Here is a 12,986-nt window from a genome sequence, read left to right on the forward strand (position 1 = left end):
CGATGCTGGCGCGCGGTTTCCAGGGACGCAATGTTGTGGTGTTCGGTCTCTCGCGGACCGGCCTCGCGGTGGCGCGTGCGCTCGCGCTGGGCGGCGCGAGGGTGGTGGCGTGGGACGACCAGCTCGCGGCGCGCGAGAAGGCAGCGGCCCTGGGCATCCCGCTCGACGATCCGTCCCGCGTCGTATGGGGAGAGGTGAGCGCGCTCGTCCTCTCGCCCGGCGTGCCGCTGACCCATCCGCAGCCGCACTGGGTCGTGGACCTGGCCCGTGCAGCGGGCACGCCCGTCATTGGGGACATCGAGGTGCTGGGCCGCACGCTGAGCCTGGGGCACGCCCCCCGCCATGTCGTCGGCGTCACCGGCACGAACGGCAAGTCCACCACGACGGCGCTGATCGGGCATCTGCTTGCCGGAGCCTACGGTCTCGACCACGTGGCGGTTGCCGGGAACATCGGGCGGGCGGTCTTCGACCTCGATCACGTCCCGGACGAGGCACTGGTGCTGGAGCTGTCCTCATACCAGCTCGATCTCGTGAAGAGCTTCCGCCCGACGATCGGTGCCTGGCTGAACATCACGCCCGACCACATCGACCGGCACGGCGACATCGACGGCTATGTCCGCGCCAAGAAGCGCATGTTCGCCGCCATGACCGACAAGGACATGGCGGTCGTCGGCGTCGACGACACGACGAGCGCCGGGGTCGCGACCGAACTGGAAAAGCGGAAAGGCGGGCCGAAGGTCGTCCGCGTGACCGTCGGCACGCGGGCGCGCAAGGGTATCTCCTGCGTCGACGGGCTCATTCACGAGAACGGCAAGGCGGCCGCCGACGTGCGCGACGTGCCCTCCCTGCGCGGGGCGCACAATTGGCAGAACGCCGCCGTGGCATTCGCGGTGGCGCGCGCTGCGGGCGTCTCCGCCACGGACATCGCGGCACGGATCGGCAGCTTTCCGGGCCTCGCGCACCGGATGGAGGAAATCGCGGTCGTCGACGGCGTGCGCTTCGTCAACGACAGCAAGGCCACCAACGCCGACGCCGCGGCGAAGTCGCTGGCGGCCTTCAAGCGGATCTACTGGATCGCCGGAGGGCGCGCCAAGGAGGGTGGGATTGCGCCGCTCAAGCCGCTTTTCCCGAATGTTGCGCGTGCCTACCTGATCGGCGAGGCCGCGCCGCAGTTCGCCCAGACGCTGGGCAGCGAGGTGCCCCATACGCTCGCCGGAACGCTGGAGCGAGCGGTCGCCCGCGCCTATGCCGACGCCCGCGCGGACGGCAGCGGGGACGCCACGATCCTGCTCGCACCCGCGTGCGCATCTTTCGACCAATTCTCGGACTACGAGGCGCGGGGGGCGGCCTTCCGCGCGCTTGCCCTCGGCATTGCCCACGAGAAGAACGGAGCCGCCGCATGACGACCTTCGCCCGCGCCGACACGCGCCCCCTGGCGCAATGGTGGTGGACCGTCGACCGGTGGTGCCTCGGCGCCCTGTTTGCGCTGGCCTGTCTCGGCCTTCTGCTTGTGCTGGCGGCGAGCCCCGCGGTCGCCAACCGCATCGACATCGCGGAGTTTCATTTCGTGATCCGGCAGGCGGTGTTCGTCTCGATCGCACTTGCGGCAATGGTGGGTGTTTCGATGCTGGGCCCGCTTGCGGTGCGGCGCACGGGTGTGCTGCTGTTCCTGGGCGCGTTGGTCGGCCTTCTGCTGACCCTGACGATAGCGCCCGAGGTCAACGGTGCGCACCGCTGGCTGTGGCTCGGGCCCCTGACCATCCAGCCGTCGGAGTTCGCCAAGCCCGGCTTCATCGTCTTCTGTGCCTGGATGTTCGCCGAGGGCCGCAAGCCCGACGGCTTGCCGGGCGGCTGGATCAGCTTTGTCGCGCTGTGCCTGCTGCTGGCGATCTTCGCCGCCCAGCCCGATTTCGGGCAGGCCGCACTCGTGACGCTGGTCTGGGTGGGCATGGCATTTGTCGCGGGCGCGCCGATCCTGCCGATCGTCGGTGTCGTTTCGGCGGGTGCGGGCGGACTCTTCCTCGCCTATCTCTTCGTGCCGCACGTGACGAGCCGGATCGACCGCTTCCTCGACCCGTCCTCCGGCGATACCTACCAGATGGACACCGCAATCAGCGCCATCACCTCGGGCGGGCTGTTCGGGCGCGGGCCGGGCGAGGGCGTGCTGAAGCGGGTGCTGCCGGATGCGCACACCGACTATATCTTCGCCGTCGCGGCGGAGGAGTTCGGCGTGCTCGCCTGCATGGCTCTGGTCGGCATTTTCGCCTTCATCGTGCTGCGTGCCTTCCAGCGCGTGATGGGGGAGCGCGACGCCTTCGTGCAACTGGCTGCGGCTGGCCTGATCGGCCTTTTCGGGCTGCAGGCCTTCATCAACATGGGCGTGAACCTCGGCCTGCTGCCGTCCAAGGGCATGACGCTGCCCTTCATCTCCTATGGCGGTTCCTCGAGCCTCGCCATCGGCATTTCCATGGGCTTCGTGCTGGCGCTGACGCGGCGGCGGGCGCACGGGCGCAGCGTGTTGAGGAGCGCACAGGGAGCATGACGGAGAAGCGCGCGATTGCACTGGCTGCCGGCGGCACGGGAGGGCACCTCTTCCCAGCCGAGGCGCTGGCGCGCGCGCTCGTCGACCGCGGCCATCGCATCGTGCTGGTGACGGACCGGCGCGGGCTTGCGTGGGCCGACCGGATTCCCGCCGGGACGGTGGTGGAGGTCCCGGCGGCGACCCTGTCGGGCGGTCCGGCGGCGAAGCTCGGCGCGGGTCTCACGATCCTCAAGGGTGTGTTCCAGGCGCGCCGCGCGCTGAAGGCCGCGGGTGCCTGCGCGGTCGTCGGGTTCGGCGGGTATCCGTCCTTTCCAGCTTGTGCGGCGGCGGCCTTGCTGCGGCTCCCCCTCGTCCTGCACGAGCAGAACGCCATCCTCGGCCGGACGAACCGTGCGCTCTGCCGGCTGGCGCACATCCTTGCCGTGAGCCATGCCGAGACCGCGGGCGTCCCGCCGCGGCTGCGTGCCCGGGTGCGCCATGTCGGCAACCCCGTGCGCCCCGAGATCGCGCAGGCTGCGACGGCCTATGCCGCGCCGGAGCCCGGTGCGCCCATCCATCTGCTCGTGATCGGTGGCAGCCAGGGTGCCCAGGCGCTGACCGAGGCGGTGCCGGAGGCGCTCGCACATCTCGCCGCGGACGTGCGCGCGCGGCTGCGGGTGGCCATGCAGGCGCGCGCAGAAGGTCTCGAGCTGGCGCGCGCAACACTCGCCGACGCGGGGATCGAGGGCGAGGTCGCCCCCTTCTTCGACCGGATGGGAGAGCGGCTGGCATCCGCGCATCTCGTGATTGCACGGGCCGGCGCGTCCACCGTCGCCGAGCTTGCCGTTGCGGGCCGCCCGTCGATCCTCGTCCCGCTGCCGTCCGCGATGGACGATCAGCAGACGCTCAATGCCGCCGCGCTGGAGCAGGCGGGTGGCGGGGCGCTTCTCCCGCAGGGCCGGCTCGATACGCTGGGCGCGATGCTGGCCGAGCTTCTGTCGTCGCCGAACCGGCTCCAGGCGATGGCCACCGCGGCCTCGGCGCAGGGCGCGCCGCAGGCGGCGGACGCGCTGGCAGACCTTGTCGAGACACTGGCGGACGGCGCGACGCCCGCGCCCGCAGCCGCCCCCATTCCCAGGGAGGGACGTGCATGAGCAAGCTTCCCCTCGATATCGGCCTCATCCATTTCGTCGGCATCGGCGGTATCGGCATGAGCGGCATCGCAGAGGTCATGCGCAACCTCGGCCACAAGGTGCAGGGCTCCGACGTGGCGGAAAGCGCAAACGTGCGCCGCCTGCGCGCCATGGGCATCCCCGTGGAGATCGGCCATCGCGCGGAGAACCTGGGCGAGGCGCGCGTGATCGTGGTGTCCTCCGCCATCCGCCGCGACAACCCGGAACTGGTCGAGGCGCGCGCGCGCCATCTCCCCGTCGTGCGGCGGGCGGAGATGCTCGCGGAACTGATGCGCCTGAAGAACGCGATCGCGGTCGGGGGCACCCACGGCAAGACGACGACGACATCGATGGTCGCCGCCCTGCTCGACGCCGCCGACATTGACCCCACCGTGATCAATGGCGGGATCATCAATGCCTATGGCACCAACGCCCGGCTCGGCGCGGGCGAGTGGATGGTGGTGGAGGCGGACGAGTCCGACGGTACCTTCGTCAAGCTGCCCGCGACCATCACGATCGTGACCAACATGGATCCGGAGCATCTGGATCACTACGGCTCCTACGATGCGATGAAGGCCGCCTATCGCGCCTTCGTGGAGAACGTGCCCTTCTATGGCGTGTCCTTCATGTGCATCGACCACCCGGAAGTACAGGCGCTGGTCGGACGGATCGAGGACCGCCGCGTCGTCACATACGGCATGAACCCGCAGGCCGACGTGCGCGCGGTCAACCTGCGTCCGGGCGGCGGAGGAACCAGCTTCGACGTCATCGTGACCAACCGGCGCACGAACGAGACGCGCACGCTGAAGGACATGCACCTGCCCATGCCGGGCGCCCACAACGTCCAGAATGCGCTCTCCGCGATTGCCGTCGCGCTGGAACTTGGCATCAAGGCACCGGTCATTCATGGCGCGCTGGCGCAATTCGGCGGCGTGAAGCGCAGATTTACCGAAGTCGGCGTCTGGAACGGGGTGCGAATCATCGACGATTACGGGCACCATCCGGTCGAGATCTCCGCCGTCCTCAAGGCCGCGCGCGAGGCGTGCCAGGGGCGCGTCGTCGCCGTGGTGCAACCGCACCGGTTCACGCGGCTGCAATCGCTGTTCGAGGACTTCTGCCGCTGCTTCAACGATGCCGATACCGTGATCGTGACCGACGTTTACCCCGCAGGCGAGTCCCCCATCGAAGGCGTCGACCGCGACGCGCTGGTGGCGGGCGTGCGCGCGCACGGGCACCGCGACGTGCTTCCGCTGGAGACGCCGGACGACCTCGCCTCCACGATCGCACGCCGCGTGTCGCCCGGCGACATGGTCGTCTGTCTCGGCGCGGGCAACATCACGCAATGGGCCAATGCGCTGCCCGACGCGCTGGCCGATTTGAAGCGCCTGAAGGAGGCGTGCAGGTGACTGTCATGGCGCTCGACCGGCTGCACCTGATCGACCGGCTGCCGCCCGTGCGCGGCCGGATCGTGCCGGACGTGGCGCTCGGCCCGATGACCTGGTTCCGGACCGGCGGGCCGGCGGAGGTCCTGTTCTCTCCGGCGGATGCGGCAGACCTTGCGGACTTCCTGCGCTCGAAGCCGGCGGACGTGGCCGTCACCGTGATCGGCGTCGGTTCCAACCTGCTGGTGCGCGACGGTGGGGTTCCGGGCGTGGTGATCCGCCTTGGCCGCGGCTTTGGCGGCATCGCGGCCGAGGGCGCGCGCATCCGTGCCGGTGCGGCGGTGCCCGATGCCCGCGTGGCGGAGGCGGCGGCCGAGGCCGGCATCGCTGGCCTCAGCTTCTTCCGCGGCATTCCCGGAACAGTCGGCGGCGCGGTGGCGATGAACGCGGGCTGCTACGGCGTCGAGACGAAGGACGTGCTGGTCGAGGTCGAGGCCGTGACCGTCGACGGCCAGATGGCGGTCTTCGCGGCACATGACCTGCCGATGACCTACCGTTCCGGCGGACTGCCTGCAGGCGCCATCGTCACGGCAGCCACGTTCGCAGGGCGTCCCGGCGATGCGGAGGCGATCCGCGCCGAGATGGCCGGGATCACGGCCCAGCGCGAAGCGTCCCAGCCCGTGCGCACCCGCACCGGCGGCTCCACCTTCCGCAATCCGCCAGAGGGCAAGGCCTGGGAACTGATCGACCGGGCGGGCTGCCGTGGCCTGCGGGTCGGCGGCGCGCAGGTCTCCGAGAAGCATTGCAACTTCCTCATCAACACGGGCGAGGCGACCGCGGCGGACCTCGAGACGCTGGGGGAGACGGTGCGCGCCCGCGTGCTCGAGGCGACGGGGGTCGAACTGCACTGGGAAATCCGCCGCATCGGCGTGCCCGCAGCAGGCGGGGAGGGCGCATGACCCGGCGCTTCGACCATGTGGCGGTGCTGATGGGCGGCTGGTCGGCCGAGCGCGAGGTGAGCCTCGTCTCGGGCGCCGGATGCGCTGCGGCACTGCGCGAGGCGGGCTATCGCGTGACCGATATCGATGTGGGTCGGGACGTCGCGGCGCGGCTGGCGGAGGTGCGTCCCGATGCCTGCTTCAATGCTCTGCACGGACGCTGGGGCGAGGATGGCTGCGTGCAGGGCCTGCTCGAGGTGATGGGCATTCCCTATACCCATTCGGGCGTGCTGGCCTCCGCACTTGCCATGGACAAGGCGCGTGCCCGCGACGCCTTCAGTGCCTGCGGCCTCACGGTGGCCGAAGGGCTGGTCGCGACCGCGCGGGAGGCTGCTGCGGGGCACCTTATGGCCGCGCCCTACGTGGTGAAACCGGTCAACGAGGGCTCCAGCGTCGGGGTGCACATCGTCCGCGACGGCGCGAACCGTCCGCCGCAGGAGATCCTCGGCGAGGATCCGGACCGGCACGTCCTGGTCGAGGCTTTCGTGCCGGGCCGCGAACTGACGGTCAGCGTCATGGACGGGCGCGCGCTCGCCGTGACCGACATCCTGCCCGCGACGGAATTCTACGACTACAAGGCCAAGTACGCCGCCGGCGGCTCCCGCCACGTCGTGCCCGCCGACATTCCGGAGGACGTCTACGATGCCGCCATGCGCGCCTCCGAAGCGGCGCACAGTGCGCTCGGCTGCCGGGGCGTGAGCCGGGCCGACTTCCGCTGGAACGAGGGCGGCACGGGCGATCCCGCGCACGATCTGGTGCTGCTGGAGGTCAACACCCAGCCCGGCATGACGCCGACCTCGCTCGTGCCGGAGCAGGCCGCCCATGTCGGGCTCAGCTACCGCGACCTGGTGGTCTGGATGATGGAGGATGCCTCGTGCCCACGGTGAAGCGCCGCAGCAGTCCGCGCGTGCAGGCCGCGCCGCGTCCTCCCCTGCTGAGCCGCCTGTTCGGCCGCCGGATGGAGCGGGCGTTGCGCCGGCGCTGGGTTCGCCGCTCGCTCGGCCTGGGGATGGGTGCCGTTTGTGCGATGGGGCTGCTCTCTCTCCTCGGCGGCGTGGACCGGATCGCACACGATGCGCGCAATCTCTGGCGCGGGCAAATGGAGCAGGCAGCAAGCGTCCTGGACCTGCGGCTTGCGCGCGTGCTCGTCAGCGGGCGCGAGGAGACCGACCCCGAACTTCTGCGCCTTCAGGTGGGCGTAGAGATCGGCGCGCCGCTGACCGCGGTCGACGTGCGCGCCGTCCGCAGCCGGGTGGAGCAGATCTCCTGGGTCGAAAGTGCATCTGTCCGCCTCGTCCTGCCCGACACGCTGCTGATCGACCTGCAGGAGCGCACACCCTATGCGATCTGGCAGGTCGACCGGGACTTTCACGTGATCGACCGGGAGGGGGTGCGTCTCACCTCCGTCGAGTGGACGCGGCACAAGGGGCTGCCGCTCGTCGTGGGCGCGGGGGCGAACCTCCGCGTCGAGGAGATCACGCGGCTGGTCGCCGCGCACCCTGAGATCGAGCGGCAGGTACAGGCGGCGGTGCGTGTGCGCGACCGGCGCTGGACGCTGCACCTGTGGAACGGGGTCGACCTGCTGCTGCCGGAGGAGGGCGCGGCCCAGGCGCTTGCCGGGTTCGCCGGGGATCCGGAGGCGGGGCGCCTGCTGTCTGCAGACGTGGAGCGCATCGACCTGCGTCAGAAGGACCGCTGGTACGTCCGCCTGACGCCGGAGACTGCCAAGCAGATCCGGGAGCCGGGGCGGGAGACATGACGAGAAGAGGGCGCGCGCGCGCCGGCCGCGCGCGAGGTGGGGACCGCATGAAACGCTTGAAGGGAATGGACCGGGCATGACGACGCTTGCACGGCAAGGATATGTCGCCGCTCTCGACGTCGGCACGACGAAGATCTGCTGCCTCATCGCCAAGGTGGACGGCTCCAAGAACATCGCGCGGGGCGAGCCGCTTCCGCTCGGCGCGGTTCGTGTCGTGGGCATCGGCCACCAGTTGAGCCAGGGCTTGCGCCAGGGGGCGGTCGTGGACATGGGCGCGGCAGAGGCGGCGATCCGCCATGCCGTCGACGCGGCAGAGCGCATGGCGGGCGAGACGATCGACCGCGTCGTCGTGAACGTCTCCTCGGGGTTTCCGCGCAGCCAGGCGCTCGAAGCGGACATCGCGCTGGGCGGTCATGCGATCACGGACCGCGATATCCGCCGGATCGTGGACCATGGGCGCGCCGAATTCGATCCGACCGACCGGGAACTGATCCACGCGATTCCGACGGCCTTCTCCGTGGACGGCAACGGAGGCATCCGCGACCCGCGCGGCATGCACGGCGACCGGCTGGGTGTCGCCATGCACTTCGTTACGGCCTCCGTCGGTCCCTTGCGCAACCTCGCGATCTGCGTGGAACGCTGCCACCTGGAACTCGGCGGTCGCGTGCTCTCCCCCTATGCCAGCGCGCTGTCGACGCTGGTCGAGGACGAGCGCGACCTCGGCGCGGTCTGCATCGACATGGGCGGGGGCACGACCTCGCTCGCCGTCTTCCACGGCGGGGAGTTCGTCTATTCCGACGTGATCCGCGTCGGCGGGCATCACATCACGAAGGACATTGCGCAGGGGCTTTCGACCTCGCTCGCCCACGCGGAACGGCTGAAGACGCTTTATGGCTCGGCGCTGCCATCCTCCTCCGACGAGCGCGAGATGATCACGGTGCCGCACCTCGGCGACGACCTCGATGCGCCCTCGGCTCAGATGCCCCGCTCGCTGCTGACCGGCATCATCCGCCCGCGGATCGAGGAGACGTTCGACCTGGTGCGCGATTCGCTGCGCCGGTCGGGCATGGACCGGCTCACCTCGCGCCGCGTGGTGCTCACGGGCGGGGGGAGCCAGCTGAACGGCGTGCGCGAACTGGCCGCCCGCATCCTCGACAAGCAGGTCCGGCCGGGCCGGCCGATCCGCCTGACCGGTCTCTCCGACGGGGTAAGCGGCCCCGCCTTCGCGACGGCCGCGGGCCTCGTCGCGCACGCGGTCGGGGGCACGGAGGAGCCACTTCTCGCCGCGCCCGACCTGCGCCGGGGACGCGCGGCGGGAACGCTCGGCCGCATCGGGCAATGGCTGAAGGAAAACTTCTGAGAAAAGGCCCGGAAAGCACAAGATCGTCCGCACGAAGGCTCTTCAAACGCCACAAGTTGTGCGAAACTCAGGTAACGAATCGGAGGCGCGGCATGACACTCAATCTCAAGGTTCCGGAACCCACCGAACTCAAGCCCAAGATCACCGTCATCGGTGTCGGCGGCGCCGGCGGGAACGCGGTCAACAACATGATCCGTTCCGAGCTGGAGGGGGTCGACTTCGCGGTGGCGAACACGGACGCGCAGGCGCTCGCGCTGTCGCTGACCAACAACCGGATCCAGGTTGGCCGCAACATCACGCAAGGTCTCGGCGCCGGTGCCAAGCCGGAGATCGGGCGCGCGGCGGCGGAGGAGTCGCTCGACGAGATCGTCGAGCACATCTCGGGCAGCCATATGTGCTTCATCACCGCCGGCATGGGCGGCGGTACGGGCACGGGCGCCGCGCCCGTCGTCGCCCGGATCGCGAAGGAGCACGGCATCCTCACGGTCGGCGTGGTCACCAAGCCCTTCCAGTTCGAAGGCGCGCACCGCATGCGCCTCGCGGAGAGCGGGATCGAGGATCTGCAGCAATACGTCGATACGCTGATCATCATCCCGAACCAGAACCTGTTCCGCATCGCCAACGAGCGCACGACATTCGCCGAGGCCTTCACGATGGCCGACGAGGTGCTGCACTCCGGCGTGCGCGGCATCACCGACCTGATGGTCATGCCGGGTCTCATCAATCTCGACTTCGCCGACGTGCGCTCGGTCATGAGCGAGATGGGCAAGGCGATGATGGGCACGGGCGAGGCCGAGGGCGACCGCCGGGCGCTCGACGCGGCCGAGGCCGCGATCTCCAACCCGCTGCTCGACGACGTGTCGATGAAGGGCGCGCGCGGTGTGCTCATCAACATCACCGGCGGCATGGACATGACGCTGTTCGAGGTGGACGAGGCGGCGAACCGGATCCGGTCCGAGGTCGACCCGGATGCCAACATCATCGTCGGCTCGACCTTCTCCGATGCGCTCAACGGCCGCATTCGGGTTTCGGTCGTGGCCACCGGCATCGACATCGACGAGGAGCATGCGGCGCAACTGCATCGCGCGGCAGCAACCATCACGCCGCGCAGCGAGCCGCGCAAGGCACCGGCACCGGTGGCGCGTCCCGCCGCTGCCGCAGCGGCTGCGGCACCCGCGGCCGTCGAATTGGCCGATGACGCGGATGAGGATCTGGGCGTGGATGTGGACGAGGCGTTCATCGCGCCCGCGCCCGCCAGCGTGCAAAAGCCTGCTGCCGCCCCCGCTCCGGCCGTGGAACGCGCCCCTGCCGCGGAGTTGCCACTGGCTGCCGATCCGGAAATGGCGGAGCGTGCACATGACGGGGACGAGGCGAGCCCCTTCGTCAAGCGTTCCCTGAGCCTTCTGGAGCGCATGGCCGGCAGCCTTGCCCGGCGCGACGACGAGGAGCGTGCCGAGGCGCCGCAGGTGCCGGACAATCGCCTGCGCGTCGCGGCCGCCGACGAGGCGCCGCCCACCCGGGGGGAGCCGCGGACCCGCCAGGAAGAACGCCTCTTCCCCGCTGCGGAGGAGGATGACCAACTGGAGATTCCGGCCTTCCTCCGCCGCCAGGCGAACTGAACGGAGGCGGGGGTCCCGGCGCACGGGTGCGCCAGCCGCCGCGTGTCATTGCAACGAAAAGGCTGCCCCGCTGGGAAGCGGCGGCAGCTTTTTTGTCTAACCCCCGGTCGTCGTGACGCTTTCCCGGCCGCCGCCTGCGTAACACTCCGTCACATAGCGTGATTTGTTCTGGCCCGGCGTTAAGGCTACCTATGCGCTGCGGGATCGGGCCCTTGCCGAATCGTCTGCATCAGCCGAGGGGGGCGAAATGCGGGGTAAGGGACTGGAGCCTGCAACGGGCCGCCATTGCGGCGGGCCGCTCAAGTTCAGGTCAGGGTTGGGATCATGCTTCAGACGACCATTCGCAACAGCATCAATTGCACCGGTACGGGCCTGCACTCGGGCGAGACGGTGCGGATGTGCCTGCGCCCGGCGCCTGCGGCGACCGGCATCGTCTTCGTCCGGACCGACCTTGAGCGGCGCATCGCCAAGGTGCCCGCGATGTGGGACCTGGTGACGGAAACGACGCTCGGCACCACGCTCACGAACGAGCATGGCGTATCGGTCGCCACTGTCGAGCATCTGATGTCCGCGCTCGCGGGCGCCGGCATCGACAATGTGTTCGTCGAACTCGACGGTCGCGAGGTGCCGATCATGGATGGCAGTTCGGCGCCCTTCCTGTTCCTGATCGATTGCGCCGGGATCCGGCGGCAGGAGAGCCCGCGCACGGCGATCGAGATTCTCGAGACCGTGCGGGTCGAGGAGGGCGACAAGTGGGTGACGCTCGAGCCCGCGGACCGGTTCGAGGTGTCGTTCAGCATCGATTTCCCGACCCCGGTGATCGCCAGCCAGTCGTTTGACCTGGTGGTGAACGAAGAAACCTACAAGGCGGAACTGGCGCGTGCCCGCACCTTCGGGTTCGCGCCGGAGGTCGACTATCTCCGCTCGCGCGGACTTGCCCGGGGCGGCTCGCTCGACAATGCGGTCGTCATCGACGGCGACCGCGTGCTGAACGAGGGCGGCCTGCGTTTCGAGGACGAGTTCGTGCGGCACAAGGCGCTCGATGCGGTCGGCGACCTCTACCTGGCGGGCGCGCCGATTCTTGGCCGGTACACCGGGCACAAGGCAGGGCACGCGCTCAACAACCGCCTGCTTCGGGCGCTCTTCGCGGAGGCGGATGCCTGGCGCACGGTGCCCATGACGCGCGGCGTGGTGCGCAGCGCAGCCCCGGCGTTCGCCGCCGTCGCTCTCTGAACCCGATTCCTTTTGCGCCAAGGCGGGCACGGCATCTGGCCGGGCGCCCGCCTTTCCGCTAAAAGGGCTGCCTGACGTCATCGCGCCGGGAATCGAAGAGCGTCTCATGTCCATGCTGCAGCGGCTCAGCCGCCTGACGATTGCCATTCTCCTGCTTGCGGGGCTGTCGGCCTGCGCCTCCGGCGAGCCGGAGGACGTGCCTTATGTCGAGCGCCCGGTCGAAGATCTCTACAATTCGGCGATGAATGCGCTCAACGAGGGCGACAACGAGATTGCGGTGCAGCTTTTCGACGAGGTGGAACGCCAGCACCCCTATTCTGTCTGGGCGCGGCGCGCGATCCTGATGGGGGCCTTCGCCTCTTACAGGGAGAACGACTACACCGCCGCAATCGCGGGGGCCGAGCGTTACCTCGAACTGTATCCGGGCAGCGATGACGCGGCCTACGCCCATTACCTGGTGGCGCAGTCCTACTACGAGCAGATCTCCGACGTGCACCGCGACCAGGGCTTCACGCAACTGGCACTGCGGAATCTGCGCGAGGTGGTCCAACGCTATCCCGACAGCGACTATGCACGCGATGCGAAGGTGAAGATCGACCTCACGCTCGATCACCTGGCGGGCAAGGAAATGGCGGTCGGCCGCTACTACCTGGAGCAGCGCAAGTACATCGGCGCCATCAACCGCTTCCGCAAGGTGGTGGAGGACTACCAGACCACCTCCCACGTGCCGGAGGCGCTGCATCGGCTGGTCGAGAGCTACCTCGCCATGGGCCTCAAGTCGGAGGCGCAAACGGCTGCCGCGGTGCTGGGCTACAATTACCCGGGCAGCCCGTGGTACGCGGACAGCTACTATGTGCTGGAGGGCAAGGACCTGCGGCCGGAGGTGGACGAGGGGTCCTGGCTGTCGCGGCTGATGCGGTCGCTGCGCAACGCAATCTGATC

11 protein-coding genes are annotated in these 12,986 nt (G+C 69.5%); all 11 read left to right on the forward strand.

All coding sequences use genetic code 11. The features are described from left to right. Positions 1-2 precede the first annotated feature (2 nt). The 11 genes from murD to NJQ99_RS00905 all read left to right on the forward strand — a co-directional run bounded on the left by murD (position 3) and on the right by NJQ99_RS00905 (position 12,984). Positions 3-1,403, forward strand: coding sequence for a UDP-N-acetylmuramoyl-L-alanine--D-glutamate ligase (gene murD / locus NJQ99_RS00855; protein ID WP_269330913.1), 1,401 nt, complete (start codon positions 3-5; stop codon positions 1,401-1,403). Next, positions 1,400-2,542, forward strand: a complete 1,143-nt coding sequence (gene ftsW, locus NJQ99_RS00860; RefSeq protein ID WP_269330914.1) for a putative lipid II flippase FtsW — start codon at positions 1,400-1,402, stop codon at positions 2,540-2,542. Before murD ends, ftsW begins: the two co-directional genes overlap by 4 nt. Then, positions 2,539-3,675 (forward strand): undecaprenyldiphospho-muramoylpentapeptide beta-N-acetylglucosaminyltransferase, encoded by a 1,137-nt coding sequence (gene murG / locus NJQ99_RS00865; RefSeq protein ID WP_269330915.1) that lies wholly within the window; start codon positions 2,539-2,541, stop codon positions 3,673-3,675. Before ftsW ends, murG begins: the two co-directional genes overlap by 4 nt. After that, positions 3,672-5,099, forward strand: a complete 1,428-nt coding sequence (gene murC / locus NJQ99_RS00870; RefSeq protein ID WP_269330916.1) for a UDP-N-acetylmuramate--L-alanine ligase — start codon at positions 3,672-3,674, stop codon at positions 5,097-5,099. Before murG ends, murC begins: the two co-directional genes overlap by 4 nt. Before the next feature lie 5 nt (positions 5,100-5,104). After that, a complete protein-coding gene (gene murB / locus NJQ99_RS00875; protein WP_269332051.1) occupies positions 5,105-6,034 on the forward strand; it encodes a UDP-N-acetylmuramate dehydrogenase in 930 nt (309 codons plus the stop codon). Further along, positions 6,031-6,960: a D-alanine--D-alanine ligase gene (locus NJQ99_RS00880; RefSeq protein ID WP_269330917.1), complete on the forward strand. Its 930-nt coding sequence runs from the start codon at positions 6,031-6,033 to the stop codon at positions 6,958-6,960. The genes murB and NJQ99_RS00880 overlap by 4 nt, the downstream gene beginning before the upstream one ends. Beyond that, the gene (locus NJQ99_RS00885) at positions 6,948-7,832 is read left to right on the forward strand and encodes a cell division protein FtsQ/DivIB (protein ID WP_269330918.1); all 885 of its coding nucleotides are present in this window, start codon (positions 6,948-6,950) and stop codon (positions 7,830-7,832) included. Before NJQ99_RS00880 ends, NJQ99_RS00885 begins: the two co-directional genes overlap by 13 nt. 76 nt (positions 7,833-7,908) lie before the next feature. Then, on the forward strand, positions 7,909-9,192 hold the full coding sequence (gene ftsA, locus NJQ99_RS00890) for a cell division protein FtsA (protein ID WP_269330919.1): 1,284 nt from the start codon (positions 7,909-7,911) through the stop codon (positions 9,190-9,192). A 92-nt stretch (positions 9,193-9,284) separates the two neighbouring features. Continuing rightward, entirely contained in the window at positions 9,285-10,811 is a 1,527-nt protein-coding gene (gene ftsZ, locus NJQ99_RS00895) for a cell division protein FtsZ (protein WP_269330920.1), read from the forward strand. A 324-nt stretch (positions 10,812-11,135) separates the two neighbouring features. Next, on the forward strand, positions 11,136-12,044 hold the full coding sequence (lpxC, locus tag NJQ99_RS00900; protein WP_269330921.1) for a UDP-3-O-acyl-N-acetylglucosamine deacetylase: 909 nt from the start codon (positions 11,136-11,138) through the stop codon (positions 12,042-12,044). Between the two features lie 106 nt (positions 12,045-12,150). Then, positions 12,151-12,984: an outer membrane protein assembly factor BamD gene (locus tag NJQ99_RS00905; protein ID WP_331283226.1), complete on the forward strand. Its 834-nt coding sequence runs from the start codon at positions 12,151-12,153 to the stop codon at positions 12,982-12,984. The last annotated feature ends 2 nt before the right edge of the window (positions 12,985-12,986 follow it).

The sequence above is a fragment of the Futiania mangrovi genome (assembly GCF_024158125.1).
Classification (GTDB): domain Bacteria; phylum Pseudomonadota; class Alphaproteobacteria; order Futianiales; family Futianiaceae; genus Futiania; species Futiania mangrovi.